Consider the following 17,301-nt stretch of genomic DNA (forward strand, 5'->3'; position numbering starts at 1 on the left):
GATGTGCTCACAGCCGTTTTCTTTAGAGCTCCATAAATAAAAAAGGCATGCTCCCCTTGAGCACGCCTTTTTTTATTTATGTTATTTTCCTAATGATTCATTTTGAGAAATAATACGCTGTTTCTGGCTTTTTCGGCCGTGCAATACAAGGTATACTGCTATAGCTAAAAGAGCAACAATGGAACAGAATACATACATTCCTTTATATCCGGCTGCTGTAGATAAAATGCCTAATAAAAAGGACCCTAAACCCATTCCAGAGTCAAAAAACACAAAAAACGTAGCGGTGGCGACACCTCGGCGATGAGGAGAAGCTTTTTTTACAGCAATGGATTGAAAACTTGATGTAATCGTTCCAAATCCTAATCCAATCAATGCTCCAGCTAATAAAAACACCCAGCTTGTTGTCGCTTGGCTAAGCAAAAAGATACCGATAGCTAGAGATAAAATGGACGGATATACCACGCTGTTTTCTCCGTATTGATCAAACCATTTTCCAGTAAAAGGTCTAGAAGCTAATAAGCACACCGCGTATACAACAAAGAAAAAGCTTGAAGCTTGCGTAAAGCCCATTTCTTTTGCATACATAGACACAAACGAAATAACACTTGCATATGAAAAAGCTACCACAAGGCCAGCAACAGAAATAGGCAGCGAACGGTATTCAAAAAACGCCGCAAGACCTTTAGCTGGCTGTATTTTATTTGTTGCAGAAGAAGCTGGCTCCACCTCAGGTACACGAAGTACTAAACTGCATAATGCTGCTAAAACAGAAGATACAATCGCAACGGTAAAGACCGCTGCATGACCCAAAGTATTTGTTAACGTTAAGCCTACAAACGGACCCACTACCATCGCTAAATTCATGAACGTCGCATAGTATCCCATCCCTTCTCCTTTTCTCTGTTCAGGGATTACATTTGCAACAATTGCTCCTGTAGCAGTTGTGCTCATTCCAAAACCAATACCATGAAGCACACGCAGCAGCAGCAGCGCTGATAATGAGTGAATATTCATATATAAAATAGAACCAATTAAAAAGATGAAGACACCTATTAATAGGACTTTCTTTTGTCCTAATGTTGTCATCCACTTACCGGCTAGCGGTCTGAACACAATGCCGGAGACTAAAAAAATTGTCACAATTAACCCTAAGCTTTGCTTACTTGCATGAAGTTCATCCGTTGCAAACAGCGGCAATGTGACAGTTAACATATAAAAAATGACAAAAACAAAAAAGCTAGTCAGTGAGACCGCTAAAAAATCTTTTGTCCATAATTTCGATTTCTGCATGATTTTCCTCCTTTTATCTTTTCATTCGTACCTATTTATTAAAACAAACTAAAGCATAGTCCATAAATAATATGTATACGAATTATCTCAACTCAAACTATTATAGGGTTCATATATGTAAGTGTCAACATGTATTTATCGATTTCATTTTTCTATAGAAACAAATCAATAAATGAAACCTACATTCAACATCACAATGAAAAAATCCGAACGATTAATCGTTCGGATTTCCCTTCAACTACATTACTTTTATCCCAGCCTCTTTTAGAAGCGTCACTTTTTTAAATGAGAAATAATTTGATCCGTTACTTCACTAGTAGTTGCGCTGCCTCCAACATCTGGTGTAATGATACCCGATTCCGTCACTTGCTCAATAACCTCTAACAAATGACTGCCTACTTCTTGTTCACCAAAATGATCCAACATCATTTTAGCCGTCCAAATCTGTCCGATTGGATTTGCAATTCCTTTTCCGACAATATCAGGAGCAGACCCGTGCACCGGTTCAAACATCGAAGGATATTTTCCGTTCACATTAATATTTGCAGCAGGAGCAACGCCAATACTCCCCATAATAGCAGCTCCTATATCTGTTAAAATATCTCCAAATAAATTGCTTGCCACAATGACATCAAAACGACTTGGATTTGTTACGAAGAAAGCCGCCAGCGCATCGATGTGCTGGGAATCTGTTTCAATATGAGGATAACTCTTTGCAACATCTTGAAACACTTCGTCCCAAAACGGCATGGAATGAACAATTCCGTTTGACTTCGTGGCGCTTGTAACTTTGGCTTTTCTTTTAGAAGCTAATTCAAAGGCATAGCGCATCGCTCGTTCTGTTCCTTTTCGAGAAAAAACCGCATTTTGAATCGAAATTTGATCTTCTCCTTGATATATCCGGCCTCCTACTTCACTGTATTCCCCTTCGCTATTTTCACGAACAACAATTAAATCAAAGTCTTTTGGGTTCGTTAGTGGAGATGCGATGCCTTTTAGCCTCTTGGCCGGACGAATATTAATTACCTGCTGAAATTCTCGACGAATCTTAATAAGCAGACCCCATAACGACACGTGGTCTGGCACAAGATTTAAATTTCCTACGGCTCCTAAAAAAATTCCGTCAAAGTCTTGAAGCTGCTGTAGCCCATCTTCCGGCATCATTTGTCCGTACTTCAAATAATAATCACAGCTCCAAGGAAATTCTGTAAATTCAAATTTTAATCCCCCGTGAAGCTCTGCAATCATATGAAGAACTCTAACTGCCTCTGGAACAACTTCTTTCCCTACTCCATCTCCTGGTATATTCGCTATTTTTAACGTTTTCATCAAAAGTCCCCCTGCGTCTTTTTATATAGATCTATACACAATACCTCATGGATTATACTCTTTTGATTATACGCAGGGAAAATAATCATCTCAAGAAAATTCAGAATATACAAACCGTAAAAAAGACATCCCTCAAAGAGATGTCTTTTTCAAATCGGCAAAAACACTCCAGGTGCTTCCCCATGTTCATCGTCATCGAGCCACCATTTAAAGCCTTCCTGTGCAACTAATTTTTGTGCTTCTTCAGGGCCTTGTGAACCAGATGGATATTCATAAAGCGGCAGCATATCAGCTTCAAATGCATCTAATACTGGCTGTACCCACTGCCAAGATAGCTCTACTTCTTTCCAATGGGCAAAAAATGTGGAGTCGCCGATTAATGCGTCGTAAATAATTCGTTCATATGCCTCCGGCACACTTTCTTCTTCTCTTGAAAACGTAATACGAACCGGCTCAATCACACCATTTTTTAATGGATTTTTGCTATTAAGCTGCAAAGCGACGTTTTCGCTTGGGCTAATTTCAATAATAAATAAGTTTGGCGCTACTTTATCATAAGGAGTTTCATACAGACCTTTTAACGAATCTTTAAATTCAATGACGATACGAGTTGATTTTTCTTTCATTCGTTTACCCGTTCGAATATAAAAAGGAACACCTTTCCAAAATGGATTATCAATCCATAAGCGAGCGGCTACAAACGTGTCATTTTTAGAGTTTGCTTCTACGCCGGGCTCTTCTTTGTATCCTTTAACAGATTTGTGATCAATTTCTCCGCTTCCGTATTGTCCTCGTACAACATCGCGAGCTACTTCTTGTGCTGGAATTTTCCTCAGTAACTCCATTACTTTTTGCTTTTCTTCTAAAATGTTTTCTGAGCAAATTCGTTTTGGAAGATGCATGGCTGTCATCATGAGAACCTGCAGCATATGATTTTGAATCATGTCGCGTATGGCTCCCGTATGATCATAATACCCTGCACGATTTTCAACACCGACTGTTTCACTTGCTGTAATTTGGACATTCGCAATGTGTTTGTTATTCCACAATGATTGCAGTACAGGGTTCGTAAATTCAAGCGCTTCTAAATTTTGCACCATCGGTTTACCTAAATAATGATCAATTCGATAAATTTCTTCTTCTTTAAACGTACTGCTTAGCTTTTCATTAAGCTTTCTTGCAGAAGCAAGATCATGTCCAAATGGCTTTTCAATCATAAGACGCTTCCAGCCGCTCGTTTGGTCTAAGCCGCTTTTTTTTATATGCAGCGCAATTACATCAAAGTATTCTGGTGCTACGGACAAATAAAACAAACGATTTCCTTTACTTCTATGAGTTGTTTCTTGCTCATTCACAAGCTTTAGCAGCTGTTTGTAATCTTCTGTTTTGCTTGCGTCTACTGCTTGGTAATGAAACAGCGACAAAAAATCTTCCTCGTTACTTTCCATTTTCCTTCTTGAAAAATCGTTTATAGATTGCTTTACACGTTCTTTAAAATCCTCATGAGATAGCTTCTCGTATCCTGATCCAATAATAGAAATAGCATCAGGGAGCTTTTTGTCTGTAAATAAATTATAAAGAGCAGGAAAGATTTTTCTTTTTGCTAAATCACCCGTTGCGCCAAATAAAACAAAAGTTAAGGACTCCACTTTTTTTCCTCCCGTCAGGTTGTATGTATGATGGATTTTCTCTTCTCCTAGCTTACCTCTGTTTATTTGGGAATATCCTTTTTTCATCAAAAAGGACGCTCACAAGTGCGAGCGTCCTTTGTTATTCACATTAAAATATTTGTCATTCCCCACAGCAGCAAAAAGCTAAGCAGAATGGTCATATTTGAAACGGTCCCGACAAATTTCTGATCGTATTTGAATTCTACTGCGTAAGGTAAAACGGATCCCGCTACGGGTAGAATGAAACAAACTAAAATTGTATACCGGAACATATCTTCAAATGGAAGCAAGAAAAACAGCGCAATTCCTACGCCAAGTCCGATCACGTAGCGAATGCTTAAAAACATGATAATTTTTTTTAAGTAGCTTTTTTGGAACGAAAAATTTAAATATACGCCTAAAAGCAAAAGAGAAAGCGGCATATTCGCTTTAGAGATAATACCTGAGACGTCTAATACATATGATGGTAAATGAATGCCTATAATCGCAAGAAGACAAATGATTACATAGGTCAGAAGCGGCATCGATTTTAATACTTTGTATAAAATCTTTTTAAATTCAATGTCAATATCATCCCCTGAGTAGTAGCTGCCAATTACATAGCATAAAACAAAAATAACAAAAGCATTTCCGACATCAAACATACCAAAGTATTTAAGCCCTTCTTTTCCCCAAATGCCTTCTACTAACGGATAAGCAAACATTCCAATATTAAACCCTGGAATCATCATCGTCAGCATGCCTTTCACCTTTCGCTCATCTTTTCGAAAAACAAAAATTCCGACTGCAGCTAACAGCAAGCCATAGACAATCCCAATAACTAATAGTAAAATAAGCGATCCATCAATTTTAATACTGCTGAATGTAACAATAATCAAGCAAGGCATTGTAATATTAAAAATAATTCTTGCTAAAGCTTCCCCGTCTTTTTGCTGAAGGAGGTTTGTTCGTTTTAGTATGTATCCTAATAGAATAATTGTAATGGAATACAAAAACTGACTGTTAAAGCTACTCATAGACCTACTCCCTTACCTTCTTTTATACTTATTTAATCGATTGTTTTACCCTGTCTTTTTTAATCCTTGTTTCATTATAATATAAGCAGCCTAAAAAGAAACTAGAGAATTGGATGCAGTTTACCTATTTGTCAGACAAAAACAGCTTAGAAACAAACGCAAAAACTTTCTTCTAAATTGATTTTAAAACAGGATATTTTTCTTTTTTATGGAATTTACTTAAAAGGTGTGAGTATTTTCATGAGGAGGAAGAAACGTGAAACGAAAAATGATAGCGCTTACTTTTTCTGCTGCTCTTTGTTTTTCCGCTTCAGGATCTCTTGCTGAAGCTGCTAACAAAACAGATGTCATTCCAAATGCTGATCAGTCAGCAGAAACCTATTTTGACGGAGCGAACGGGAATTGGCTGACGACTAAAAACCCCGCTCAATATCAGCTGGCTACGCTCTATGGAAACATCGGGCTTACTCCTTATAACTGGGGAAAAGCTGAAGATGAATCAGGCTGGTATCGAATCAATCAGCCCGCTGCGGTTAAAGGAACGCAAGTAAATGGAATTTTTGAAGACGCTCAGTTCGTCATCCGTGTTCCTGATAACTGGAATGGAAAACTTGTGGTAGCCGGCATTCCTGCTACGCGCAACGAAACGTCCACCGATTTATTATTCAGCGATTACGTTCTTAAAAAAGGCTATGCGTTTGCCGCGATTGATAAAGGAACGCAAGGAGAAAGTGACCCTAACGATCCTTTTGCTAAAGTAAAAAATGCGCTTGCTAACGATGACGACAGCGTAGCAGAATGGAATATGCGCTATCGTCAAATGACAAAAGCAGCTCAGCAATACTTGACTACTCATTACTCGGACAAACTAATCAATCCGGCTAATCGAAAAAACCCTGCAAGCGATTTGATTCGCAACGATCATAAAGTACCCACGTATGCAATTGGCATTTCAAACGGCGGATACGTTGTCAGATACGCACTTGAACACGACGATCCAAAACAAACCAAAGAGCCTCGTTTATTTGATGGAGGCGTCGATTGGGAAGGCGTATTGTGGAGTGCAAAAGCGCCAAATTTAATCAGCTCACTAACACCGGTTGTAAACAACGCGGAAGAAGCGCTGTACGGAACCGGAAAAGAGCAGAAAAAAGCTATTAAACAAATGTATAAAGCCGGCCTTCCGAAAGGATCAGAAAAACTGTGGAGTTATCATGATCAAGTGTACTGGGCGGTCACTTTAAACATTTACCGTGACCACTTTGATCCGACAGCTCCAGGAAGAACAAACTGGCACAACTATTTAAACTTTACTTCATCAGGCCTGCGCGACCGTTCATGGGACTACATCTTTGAAAACTATCGCTATCAAACCCGTCCAAAAAGCGTAAAAGAAAATGTAGCAAAAGTAGAAAATACGGGCGATATCGATGTGCCTCTTATCAGTATGACTGGCTCTCTCGATTCACTTATCTTCCCGTCTATTCACGCCGAAGGCTATGAAAAACTCGTTAAAAAAGCTGGCAAGGCAAATCTTCATCGCCTTTATACTGTGAAAAACGGAAATCACGTTGATAGCTTAGTGTGGAATAAACAAACGGATCCAAATCAAGAGCTTCAGCCCCTGCTCCCATATGCTCATCAATCTTTTGATTTGTTAGTAGACTGGGTAGAAAATAAAAAAGCAGCGCCTGCAAGTAAAGATATTAAAGCACCAAAAGACAGCCTTAAAGTCATCGACATAAAATCTGGACGAGAAGTAGATCCCCGCTGAGGCTGAGACATAACGAAATGAATTCAGCCTAAAGGCGAACAAATGAGATACATGAGCTGGACTGCTTGTGACACCGAAGTTGATTTCCGTGCAAGACTTCGCTTTCTGCGGGCGGCCGCTGAGCCTCCTCGTCGCTTGCGCTCCTGCGGGGTCTCACCTGATCCGCTTTTTCCGCAGGAGTCTTTACCTTGCCCTCCAATCAACTGCTAGAGGGAACGAAACAGATAAAACGATATGTACCATCACAAAAAAACGAACCACTATTCAACATGTTGATTAGTGGTTCGTTTTTCACTTGGGCTAAAATACGTTTGTCCTAGCCTCAGTCTTCATAATAATCAAGATAGAGATGACCCGCTGAGTCTGCTTGCCCTAAAAATACTTTGTCGACTGCAGCACCTTTCTCTTTGAGCTGTTCTTTAACCCACGCTACGCTATACCCCAGCTCATGAACCGCTTCTTTCATTATATTTCCATCCATGATAATCGTTTGAGGTAATCTTGTATGTTCTTCTTTCAGTACTAAATCTTCACGCGTAACGTTCTGCTTTTCTTTTTTTAACAGCACGCTTAATTCGCCGTTTGTTTCGAGCATGGCAAAAGCGACGTCTTCCACATAAAAGATGTCTTTTTTGCGAAGCTGTTCCATGAGCTCATCTACGGTATATTTTTCTTTTTTTACATTTTCCTCAAGGATTTTTCCTTCTTTAATGAGGATCGTCGTCGTCCCTTCCACCGCTTTTCGAAAGCTTATACTTTTTAACGATACGTTTGAGACAAAAATAAGAAACGATGCCCACACTAAAATCGCGACTACCCCATGACTTGCCTGTAAATCTACGTCCATTGAAATGGTTCCCGCAATATCACCAATCGTAATGCCAACGATATATTCAAAAAAAGAAAGTTTAGATAACTGTTTTTTTCCTAACAGCTTTGTAATAAAAAACAAGCCAAGTAAAATCAGCACTGAACGAAGTACTACTTCCATCCAATGATTCAACGCATGCACCTTCTTTACTAAAATTGATGTGTCCTTTATTTTGTGCATATTTGTATGTATCAAAGCAGATTTTCATCTTCCATTATTTACATACCTTTCACGGCAGGTTAGAGTAGAAAGAAGTAGGAAAAAAATTGGGGGACTTACGATGAACGATGAAGTGTTAACCATATTTAACAACCAACAGGAGCGCATAGGAACCGCGTCTCGCAAAGAAGTTCACGAAAAAGGCTATTGGCACGAAGCGTTTCACTGCTGGTTTGTCAGCCGCGAAAATGATATAGACTATATTTATTTCCAAATTCGCAGCGAGCAAAAGCAAGATTACCCCGGTGCACTCGATATCACAGCTGCCGGACATTTGCTTCATACAGAAACCGCTAAGGACGGTGTAAGAGAAATTCACGAAGAGCTCGGCGTCAACATTTCATTTGATGAATTGCTTCCTTTAGATGTCTTTAAATACGAAGTATCTCAGCCGCACTATGTTGATAAAGAATTTGCGCATGTATTTTTATACTACAGCTCTCACCCTCTTAGTGCGTTTACGTTGCAGCAAGAAGAAGTATCAGGACTTGTAAAAGCTCCGTTTTCTCACTTTTGCGAACTGTGGCTTGGAAATCAAACAGAACTGATCATTGAAGGGATAACAAATGAAAAAGAGCCAATTCACCGTACAGCACATAAAAGTGAATTTGCTCCCCATCCCAAAGCTTACTATAAAACAATTATTGCATGTATTAGTCAGCAGCTGAATTCAGCAGAAAAAGCTTAGAATCCTAAGCTTTTTTTGCTGAAAAAATCATATATGTTGCACTGCCAAGCGCAACAAGCTTGCCGCTGCTGTCTTCAATTTTCACTTCTCCAACAGCAAGCGTTTTGCCGCGGTGAGACAATGTAGACTTTGCAACTAAATAATCACCTATACCCGGCCTTGTGTAATTTACTTTTAACTCAACTGTACTGGCACTTTCCTCCTCAGAAAGAGAAGAACGCACAGCCGAACCAACAGCCGCGTCGATAAGCGTGGCAATAACGCCTCCATGAACCGTTCCTCTTCCTTGCAGAAGCTGTGGTTGAATCGTAATTTTCAACTCTGCATATCCTTTTTCAAGCAGCGTTTCTTCAATGCCAATATAATCCCAAAACGGAATCATCCCTTTACTCGTTCGTTTCATTAATCTCATCCTTTACATAAATAAGCTATGTAGGAAATTCTAGAAAGGCTGGAAAACTCCTGTTTTTACATACAAAAAGCGCCTGCTCTTTATCTTTAGCAAGCACTTTTTATTTCTCTATTTTTCAAATAAAAACTGTACTTTGTTTTCTTTCCATTCTAACTTAGCGTTAAAAGTCTTGTCGCCTTTTTTAAAACCTTCAATCAAATCTGTCTGTCCTTCGCTTAACAGCTTTTTTAAATTAGCTTGAGTAACTGTTTTACCTAAAATCTTTTTTGATACGGTAAATGTACATTTTGTTTTTGCATAGTTTGAGCATCCGTAAAAGGAACCTTTATCGACTACTTTTCCGTCGCAAAGCTTACATGGACCAAACGATTTAGAGGAAAAACTTTTACCTTTTCCCTTGCCTTTTCGCTGAATGGATTCAGTGTCATATCCGCTGAAGTTCCACTTGCTTTCTGCTTCGACAGCGTCTTCAATAATTTTAGCTGACAGTTTCTTTGTTTGTTCCATAAAGGCAGCGGCCGATGCTGCTCCTTCTCCAATTTCAGCTAGACGCTGCTCCCACTTAGCCGTCATTTCTGGTGAAGCTAAAATTTTATCTCCAATCGCGTCAATCAATACCTTTCCTTTATCAGTCGCAAACACTTGGTTTTTTTTCACATCAATATATTTACGATCTTTAAGCATTGTAATGATTCCAGCACGCGTTGCTTCTGTTCCTAAGCCTTCTGACTTTGCTAGAATTTTCTCCAGCTCATCGTTATCTAAATGCTTACCCGCTGTCTTCATCAGTGTAATCAACTGACCTTCGGTGTAGCGTTTTGGAGGCTGTGTTTTGCCTTCTTTTACGTCTACCTTAATAACTTTACCTTCTTCGCCTTCTTGAACATTCGGAAGAATGACATCGTCGTCTTTCTCATTTTGAAAAATTACCTTGCGCCAGCCTTCTTGAATTTGCTGCTTTCCTTTTGAAATAAAAGCTGCTCGCTTTTCCACAAGTGTCGTAATCGTTGTGTAGTCGAAAATCGCTTTTTCGTAGTGTGCTGCAATTAGCCGTCTTACGACTAAGTCATAAATTTTCTGTTCGTCTCCTGACAGTTTGCTAGGGTCCTTCACTTGTTCCGTTGGGATAATCGCATAGTGATCGCTCACTTTTTTTGCATTTACGTAGCGTTTATTTCCTAGAATTGAAGAGTACGGAAGCGGAAATAAATGTTCGTATTCAGAAAAAGCGCTCAGCTTTTCTAAAATCTCAGGAAACGTTTCCGCTTCGCCTTCTGTTACGTAGTTTGAGTCTGATCGTGGATAAGAAACAATTCCTTTCTGGTACAGCCCTTGCAGCACATCAAGCGTCTTTTTAGGTGAAAACTTAAACGCTTTATTCGCCGTTGCTTGAAGTGATGATAAGTTAAATAATAAAGGCGGCTGGAACTCTTTTCGCTCCGTTACGAGTTCATGAACTTGTGCGTCTTTTCCTTCGCAAAACTGAGCAATTTTATACGCCATTTCTTTTTCTTTAAGACGCGACTCTCCGTCTTGATACCATTTGCCTTCATACTTTTTTCCTTCAATATCAAACTTAGCAAGCACTTCCCAAAAAGGCTCTGATTTAAAATTATCAATTTCCTTTTCACGCTTTACAATTAAAGCAAGCGTTGGTGTCTGCACGCGCCCTGCTGAAAAAACATCTGACATCCCATGCTTTTTCAATAAGATACTATACACGCGTGAAGCATTCATCCCAACGACCCAATCCGCGCATGCTCTTGTATAGGCTTCATAATAAAGGTTGCGCGTGTCGCTTTCGTCTTTTAACTGTTGAAACCCATCATAAATGGCTTTTGGCGTTAACGAAGAAATCCACAATCGCTTCATCGGCTTATGCACACCTGACAGCTGAATGATATTACGAACGATTAATTCTCCTTCGCGCCCCGCATCTCCCGCATGTATAATTTCTGTGACCGTCGGCTTTTTAAGCAATTTTTTTACCACTTGAAACTGCTTTGCTTTTGAGCGCGTCACTTCATATTGAAAACGGTCTGGAATCATCGGCAGCGTGTCAATTGACCACTTTTTCCACTCCGGCTTATAATCTTCCGGGCTCACAAGCTGACATAAATGCCCCACTGCCCACGTTACATATGCTCCGTCTGTAAACACTTCATTCGGTGGAATCTCTAAATAGCCGTCGTGACGCTTCGGCTTGAACTGTGAAGCGAGCGTCGATCCTTGATCCGGCTTTTCTGCAATAATTAACTTCATGTATTTAATCACCTTACATTTCAAATTTCCATGTGAAACTTATTCAGTTTTATTATTTTATCATAGAAAGAGCTGTTGGAGTATGAATGGGGAGAAAAGTAGTTTCAATGAGAAATACATATCCCATTTTAAAAGCGTGTCAGTGTCCGTTATACTTTTTCAATAAAAAAGCTGTAGATTATTTTCTACAGCTTCGATACACATCTAAAATTTTCTAATAACAGCGATTATCCTATTGACTGAAACACGTCTCTTTTAGGACATGTTATGAAATAATTAATAGCCAAATATACAAACCAACAAGCGTAATAAACAATGTCGGAATCGTTAAAATAATACCCGTTTTAAGATACGTTCCCCAGGAAATTTTCACGCCTTTTGTTGACAGAACATGAAGCCATAAAAGCGTTGCTAAAGAACCAATCGGGGTAATTTTCGGACCTAAATCCGATCCAATGACGTTTGCATAAACGAGCGCTTCCTTGATTGTGCCAGCTGCGTGTGTTGCATCGATTGCTAGTGCATCAATCATAACGGTTGGCATATTGTTCATAATTGATGAAAGAATAGCGGCAGTGAATCCCATGCCAATTGTTGCCGCAAACAGTCCATGACTAGCCGTTGCTTGGATCACATCAGCCAGAATTTCTGTTAAACCAGCATTACGCAAGCCGTATACAACGACATACATGCCGATAGAAAAAAAGACAATGGCCCATGGAGCTCCCTTTAGCACTTTTTTTGTATGAACCGCTCGGCTTTTTTTTGCCATCATCAAAAACAGAATAGCAATAATACCTGCGATGATTGAAACAGGGACGCTAAAGAATTCTCCAATTAAATAGCCTAGCACTAGCAAAACTAAGACAATTCCAGATAGTCGGAACATCTTTTCATCTTTGATGGCATCCACTGGCTTCTGCAAATCTGCTACATTGTATTTCTTAGGAATTCTTTTGCGGAAATACAGATACAAGACCATAATACTTGCAAACAGAGAAACTAAATCTGGAACAATCATGCGTGATGCAAATTCAGAAAAGCTAATGCCAAAGAAGTCGGCTGATACGATATTCACTAAGTTACTAACAACAAGCGGCAGCGAAGTTGTATCCGCAATAAATCCACTTGCGATAATAAACGGAAAAACCATTTTGTCGTCGAACTTTAATGCCCGAACCATGGCTAAAACAATGGGTGTTAAAATCAAAGCTGCTCCGTCATTAGCAAATAGCGCTGCTACAACGGCTCCAAGAAGAGATACGTAGACAAACATACGCACGCCGTTCCCTCCTGCAGCTCTAGCCATATGAAGCGCTGCCCATTCAAAGAAACCAATTTCATCTAAAATTAAAGAAATAATAATAATAGCAATAAACGTAAGAGTCGCATTCCACACAATGCTGGTTACCTCAAGAACGTCTTGAAAATCAACAACGCCTGCCAGTAAAGCAAGGATAGCTCCCCCGCAAGCCGACCAGCCGATTGACAAATTCTTCGGCTGCCAAATGACAAAAATTAGTGTTACTAAAAAAATCAATGATGCTAGTACAACTGATGCCACTTTTTAAACCTCCAATTATTCACAACAACTAATACGCAGTCCTTGTTTTTCTAGCTCTTTTAAACGTTCGTCCTGACTTGGTACAGATTCAAGTATACCTAGAACAAACTCATAGTACTGGCTTTCTTTATTAAGAGAATAAAAAACCCATTGCCCTTTTCTTCTTTCCTTCACAAGCTCAGCATCTCTTAATTTTCGCAAATGCTGACTAATTGAAGGTTGGCTAGCTTGATAGATATCCACGAACTCACACACACAACATTCATTGTTCTCTATTAATTTCACCATCGAAAGCCTTGTTTTATCTCCCAATAATTTTAAGATTTGAGCCGCCTTTTCAATACTATCTATAGATTTTGTACTCATTAATGAACACCTCCTACTCCCTTTCAGCTGATGTATAAATGGGCTTATGTATTAATGCTTCATTACTATAATTGATTTTTAACTGATTTACAATTTTTTAGTGAACTAAGAGTGATTTAGTAGTTGTTTAAGGATTGGATTTAAGAAATTATTTTTCCCTACTAATTTAAGTCAAATCTAACATACGATAATATAGATATGTTTTCTCGTAAAAATGCTCCTAATGTCCTTGGACAAACATACATACTTATTTTGTCTATCTGAATAAAATATAGAGAAAAATAAGAAAGGATGATTACGATTAAAAAACATTATTCCTATTATAATCCGCAAGATGGTAAATATTATGTAGACAAGCCTTACTCTCTTAGAGACGATAAAGTATCTCCCTCTGCTGCCCCTAAAATCCCTTTAAAAAATACAGCCGACAGAGCTTATAAAATTCCTGTATTCCTCAGCCACCCTTCTATGCTTAATGCTACTCAAACAAGATTTCTTAATCGTTTAATTGATGAAATTGAACGTGCTCTTCTTTTCCCTCGTACACTGCCTGATACGGAGCAATATCCTAATAAAACGATTACAAGCGTTCGCCGAATGATCCTCTCTAGCTATGGATTGATTGCGGTGAATATGCAGCAAGTCTTCGCCAATTATACCATGACGAATATTCCCGGCGGTACACCTCCGCCACCATCATGGGAAGGTGCTCCATTTTTACAAATAGAGCCAAGCATGGGTTACCAACGAGGCCTGCCTTTACTTCTTATCAAAGAAGCAGGTGTCAATAGTATAGGCGTATGGAATCCATCAGTAGTTCCGTTCTTTATCATTGAATGGGATTCTTCAAAGCCGCTTGATGAGTTTTTTAACCGTGTTGAATGGAGAGAAATATTTCAAAACTGGGTAGCTCAAGTACGAAATGGCTATTTTATTCAAACACAGCCTTCCTATCGATATGGCCCAGATGATCTATAGAAATCACTTCAAACGAAGAGTACTTTCGAAAGCTATTTCTATAAACAACGTTGAAATGTGAGGTGAATATAATTGACTCTAATTACTAGTGGGACATGCGTAGGAGTTCTATATCGAGCTAATGCCGGTGCATCATGCAGAAACGGGTACTGTGTTCATAATGGAAGATTAGTAGGCGGTGTCATAAGCTCAAATGCCGGTACCTTAACGGTTACAAGAAGCATCGATAACACAAAGTTACAGACCTATAATGGTATTCTTCTAAGTCACCGAGCCGTAAATCGAACGACAGGGCAAGTCACGCAGCAATATTTGTATTTTAGAAAAAATCAATTGGAAAAGGTAGAAGTCACACCTTATACACAATATAGTGACCCTAGCTGTCAAAGAGAAAGTCATTACAACATCCCTGATATTATCTATCCCGGTGAATGTGTAGGAATCAGATATCGGTCAGAAGATGAATGGCATATAGGAAACGGGCGATATCTATATTGGACAGGCCAAGTGAATCACTGTATATTTGATGAACGTCCACAAAGTACAAATAGACAATTTTTACGTCAGATTTGGTACGTACACTGGATACTTGACCCAAAAAACGAACGAAATATTATACCTCAAAAGACCTCCAGAGGGCCTGGATCTCCAAGAGGTGAACGTAGAATTTATGCTTTTAAGAATCTGCTTCCAGCTAATGGTGAGACGGTCCTTGTAAAAGCTGCTTCTCCTGTAAATTCTGCTTCTTGGCCTTTTCGTATTATCTATCAGTAAGAAAAACAGATTGTAATCCTTAATGCTATTACAACTCCCATCCTCCACCTAGTTTCCTCTCAAAATCCCACAAATAGGCCGAGGTTAATTTGAACTGCCCCTCCAATGGTTAACCATTGGAGGGGCAGTTTCTTATGACTTTCTGTTTTTATTTGTCCATACGCTTCTCTACTTTATTTCCTTGTACTGCTTCCCTTTTTCTCTTTTTTGTAAGAAAATAGAGGCACTAATCCAAGAGGTAATCGGAATAATAATGGCTACACCAATGCCCCCGCTTAAAATAGAAATGACTTCTGCACAAAAGGTTTTTGAATTGATAATGTCTCCAAACGAATACGACAATCTCTTAAACCAGATAATTAACGTCAAATATCCGCCTACAAAGGCAAAATACAGTGTATTGGTTGTGGTGCCCAAAATATCTCTTCCGATTTTCAAACCAGAATTGAAGAGATTCTTTTTAGTTACGGACGGATCATGAACAAATAATTCATTCATAGAAGACGAAATAGATAGCGAAATATCAATGATCGCTCCTATGGCACCCATAATAATTGTACAAATGGCTATTTTAGCAAAGTCAATTCCAACATAAAGTGAAAAAGCGTTAATTTCTTCTTCCTGTTCTTCTCCAAATCCTTGAATCATTGCATGATGTTCAATAATAAAAATAAAGAGTACTAAAACAGCTAAGGTAATAATCGTTGAAACAAACGCAGCAAGCGTTTTATGATTGAATTTATTAATATAAAATAAATTAATGCAGCTAATGATTGTACAAGCGATTAACGTAACAACAATCGTATTTTTTATAGACAGCATAAAGAGAATGGTGAGAAAAATAACGCCAAAATTCAAGAACAGCGCAAGGAAAGACCGGATTCCTTTTTTTCCGCCCACAACACTCATCAGAATAAATAAAATAAGAGCAAGCAATAGTAAAACGTTCACTTTCTGTTCCCCTTTCTAAAAATAAAAAGAATCGAAAGATAGAGTGTAATGGGAATCGTTAAAACAATGCCAATGCTGCCAGTAAGAGCACGGATTAACTCCAAGGAGAAATTCATCGAAAACGTATATCCTAAAGGAGAGCCATTCTTTAAATAAAGAAGAACCATTGGGATTGTTCCGCTTATATATGAAAAAAATAAAATATTCGTCATAGCTCCCATGATGTCTCCACCAATTTCTTTGCCTGATTTCAGTAAATCTTTGCGCGCAATCTCTTTATTTTTTTCATATAGTTCATAGACAGAAGAAGTAATCGTAATCGCTACATCCATAACAGCTCCTAAAGATCCTATTAATACCTCACTCATAAATATTTTTTGAGGAGGAATCGTCACAAACTCCATTCCTTCATAATGAAGGCCATTAGAATCTGTTAGTTGCATGACACCATACGCGATTAAAAGAGAAACAAATGTACCTATTAAAGTTGAAATAATTGCTACATGCGTTTTTTCTTTATTACCGCTTACTAATAACAAAGAAATAACCGTAAAAAGAACGACCGCAACAATACATACAGCTAGCAAGCTCACATTTCCTAGTGCTAAATATACATTGAGGGCCCCGATTAAAAGAACAATATTAATAAATAAGCTAATGATTGAATAAAAACCTTGTTTTCTTCCAATAGCCAGCAAAATTAATATAAATAAACCAGCGACAGCGGTAACCTGCTTGTCCCGCTTCACTCCTTCAATCGTTCCATTTAGAGCATGCTGTGAATTCTTTTCTAAGGAGACAAAAAGATCTGTTCCGACAGTATACTTTTGATCATAAGCACCTGAATATGAGTACGTATTCTCTAAATGGATAAGCCTTCCTTTATATTTTCCGTTCATTATTTTAGCAACAATTTCCTGAGAGTATACGGTATCTTTGTTATGATTTAAATCAGCAGATTTGTTTTTTTCTACAACATTCGTCTTCACTACCTGAGCTATTGGTTTTTTATAAAGAGAATAATTGTGGTTTGTTACAATGAGCGCTATACACAAACAGCAAATCCCTAATATGTAGAGAAAAATTTGTTTCCGTGATGATTTATTGGACTTTATTTTCGAAAAAAGGTTCCTT

General features: G+C 38.5%; 16 protein-coding genes. 4 read left to right on the top strand and 12 right to left on the bottom strand.

The features are described 5' to 3' along the window. Positions 1-81: 81 nt before the first annotated feature. From ACNHOZ_RS19020 to ACNHOZ_RS19035, 4 genes are all read right to left on the bottom strand, one after another. Positions 82-1,293, bottom strand: a complete 1,212-nt coding sequence (locus ACNHOZ_RS19020; RefSeq protein WP_048021319.1) for an MFS transporter — start codon at positions 1,291-1,293, stop codon at positions 82-84. A gap of 273 nt (positions 1,294-1,566) precedes the next feature. Beyond that, on the bottom strand, positions 1,567-2,622 hold the full coding sequence (locus ACNHOZ_RS19025; protein WP_048021321.1) for a tartrate dehydrogenase: 1,056 nt from the start codon (positions 2,620-2,622) through the stop codon (positions 1,567-1,569). 149 nt (positions 2,623-2,771) lie between these two features. Further along, positions 2,772-4,271 carry a glucose-6-phosphate dehydrogenase gene (zwf, locus tag ACNHOZ_RS19030; RefSeq protein WP_048021323.1) on the bottom strand — a complete coding sequence of 500 codons (1,500 nt, stop codon included), beginning with the start codon at positions 4,269-4,271 and terminating at the stop codon, positions 2,772-2,774. A gap of 125 nt (positions 4,272-4,396) precedes the next feature. After that, entirely contained in the window at positions 4,397-5,308 is a 912-nt protein-coding gene (locus ACNHOZ_RS19035) for an AEC family transporter (RefSeq protein ID WP_014460496.1), read from the bottom strand. A 256-nt stretch (positions 5,309-5,564) separates the two neighbouring features. On the opposite strand from ACNHOZ_RS19035, the gene ACNHOZ_RS19040 reads away from it, so the two are divergent. Beyond that, the gene (locus ACNHOZ_RS19040; RefSeq protein WP_048021325.1) at positions 5,565-7,082 is read left to right on the top strand and encodes a peptide chain release factor 2; all 1,518 of its coding nucleotides are present in this window, start codon (positions 5,565-5,567) and stop codon (positions 7,080-7,082) included. Between the two features lie 23 nt (positions 7,083-7,105). Here the strand turns inward: ACNHOZ_RS19040 and ACNHOZ_RS19045 are convergent, their stop codons facing one another. Both ACNHOZ_RS19045 and ACNHOZ_RS19050 read right to left on the bottom strand, forming a co-directional pair. Continuing rightward, on the bottom strand, positions 7,106-7,285 hold the full coding sequence (locus ACNHOZ_RS19045; RefSeq protein ID WP_080968667.1) for a hypothetical protein: 180 nt from the start codon (positions 7,283-7,285) through the stop codon (positions 7,106-7,108). A 119-nt stretch (positions 7,286-7,404) separates the two neighbouring features. Continuing rightward, positions 7,405-8,094, bottom strand: a complete 690-nt coding sequence (locus ACNHOZ_RS19050) for a DUF421 domain-containing protein (protein ID WP_228123063.1) — start codon at positions 8,092-8,094, stop codon at positions 7,405-7,407. 139 nt (positions 8,095-8,233) lie between these two features. Between ACNHOZ_RS19050 and ACNHOZ_RS19055 the strand changes: the two genes are divergently transcribed. Next, positions 8,234-8,860, top strand: a complete 627-nt coding sequence (locus ACNHOZ_RS19055; protein ID WP_048021329.1) for an NUDIX hydrolase — start codon at positions 8,234-8,236, stop codon at positions 8,858-8,860. A gap of 4 nt (positions 8,861-8,864) precedes the next feature. Here the strand turns inward: ACNHOZ_RS19055 and ACNHOZ_RS19060 are convergent, their stop codons facing one another. The 4 genes from ACNHOZ_RS19060 to ACNHOZ_RS19075 all read right to left on the bottom strand — a co-directional run bounded on the left by ACNHOZ_RS19060 (position 8,865) and on the right by ACNHOZ_RS19075 (position 13,464). Then, positions 8,865-9,263, bottom strand: a complete 399-nt coding sequence (locus tag ACNHOZ_RS19060) for a PaaI family thioesterase (RefSeq protein WP_048021331.1) — start codon at positions 9,261-9,263, stop codon at positions 8,865-8,867. A gap of 117 nt (positions 9,264-9,380) precedes the next feature. Next, positions 9,381-11,534: a DNA topoisomerase III gene (locus tag ACNHOZ_RS19065; RefSeq protein WP_048021333.1), complete on the bottom strand. Its 2,154-nt coding sequence runs from the start codon at positions 11,532-11,534 to the stop codon at positions 9,381-9,383. A gap of 265 nt (positions 11,535-11,799) precedes the next feature. Continuing rightward, positions 11,800-13,098 carry an arsenical efflux pump membrane protein ArsB gene (locus tag ACNHOZ_RS19070; RefSeq protein ID WP_033578744.1) on the bottom strand — a complete coding sequence of 433 codons (1,299 nt, stop codon included), beginning with the start codon at positions 13,096-13,098 and terminating at the stop codon, positions 11,800-11,802. Between the two features lie 15 nt (positions 13,099-13,113). Then, positions 13,114-13,464, bottom strand: coding sequence for an ArsR/SmtB family transcription factor (locus tag ACNHOZ_RS19075; RefSeq protein ID WP_013056623.1), 351 nt, complete (start codon positions 13,462-13,464; stop codon positions 13,114-13,116). 291 nt (positions 13,465-13,755) lie between these two features. On the opposite strand from ACNHOZ_RS19075, the gene ACNHOZ_RS19080 reads away from it, so the two are divergent. Then, complete coding sequence (locus ACNHOZ_RS19080) at positions 13,756-14,442, top strand: hypothetical protein (RefSeq protein ID WP_223546544.1); 687 nt, start codon at positions 13,756-13,758, stop codon at positions 14,440-14,442. Positions 14,443-14,514: 72 nt separating this feature from the next. Then, the gene (locus ACNHOZ_RS19085; RefSeq protein WP_063247254.1) at positions 14,515-15,216 is read left to right on the top strand and encodes a hypothetical protein; all 702 of its coding nucleotides are present in this window, start codon (positions 14,515-14,517) and stop codon (positions 15,214-15,216) included. A gap of 168 nt (positions 15,217-15,384) precedes the next feature. Here the strand turns inward: ACNHOZ_RS19085 and ACNHOZ_RS19090 are convergent, their stop codons facing one another. Beyond that, positions 15,385-16,167 (bottom strand): YibE/F family protein, encoded by a 783-nt coding sequence (locus tag ACNHOZ_RS19090; RefSeq protein ID WP_048021337.1) that lies wholly within the window; start codon positions 16,165-16,167, stop codon positions 15,385-15,387. After that, positions 16,164-17,156 carry a YibE/F family protein gene (locus ACNHOZ_RS19095; protein ID WP_034264529.1) on the bottom strand — a complete coding sequence of 331 codons (993 nt, stop codon included), beginning with the start codon at positions 17,154-17,156 and terminating at the stop codon, positions 16,164-16,166. Before ACNHOZ_RS19095 ends, ACNHOZ_RS19090 begins: the two co-directional genes overlap by 4 nt. Positions 17,157-17,301 lie beyond the last annotated feature (145 nt).

The sequence above is a fragment of the Priestia sp. D51 genome, from assembly GCF_053345675.1.

What these genes read in the sequence shown, in the direction of transcription:
- ACNHOZ_RS19020 (WP_048021319.1), bottom strand. Translation starts at nt 1,293, where the DNA reads ATGCAGAAATCGAAATTATGGACAAAAGATTTTTTAGCGGTCTCACTG.
- ACNHOZ_RS19025 (WP_048021321.1), bottom strand. Translation starts at nt 2,622, where the DNA reads ATGAAAACGTTAAAAATAGCGAATATACCAGGAGATGGAGTAGGGAAA.
- ACNHOZ_RS19035 (WP_014460496.1), bottom strand. Translation starts at nt 5,308, where the DNA reads ATGAGTAGCTTTAACAGTCAGTTTTTGTATTCCATTACAATTATTCTA.
- ACNHOZ_RS19055 (WP_048021329.1), top strand. Translation starts at nt 8,234, where the DNA reads ATGAACGATGAAGTGTTAACCATATTTAACAACCAACAGGAGCGCATA.
- ACNHOZ_RS19060 (WP_048021331.1), bottom strand. Translation starts at nt 9,263, where the DNA reads ATGAAACGAACGAGTAAAGGGATGATTCCGTTTTGGGATTATATTGGC.
- ACNHOZ_RS19065 (WP_048021333.1), bottom strand. Translation starts at nt 11,534, where the DNA reads ATGAAGTTAATTATTGCAGAAAAGCCGGATCAAGGATCGACGCTCGCT.
- ACNHOZ_RS19075 (WP_013056623.1), bottom strand. Translation starts at nt 13,464, where the DNA reads ATGAGTACAAAATCTATAGATAGTATTGAAAAGGCGGCTCAAATCTTA.
- ACNHOZ_RS19080 (WP_223546544.1), top strand. Translation starts at nt 13,756, where the DNA reads ATGATTACGATTAAAAAACATTATTCCTATTATAATCCGCAAGATGGT.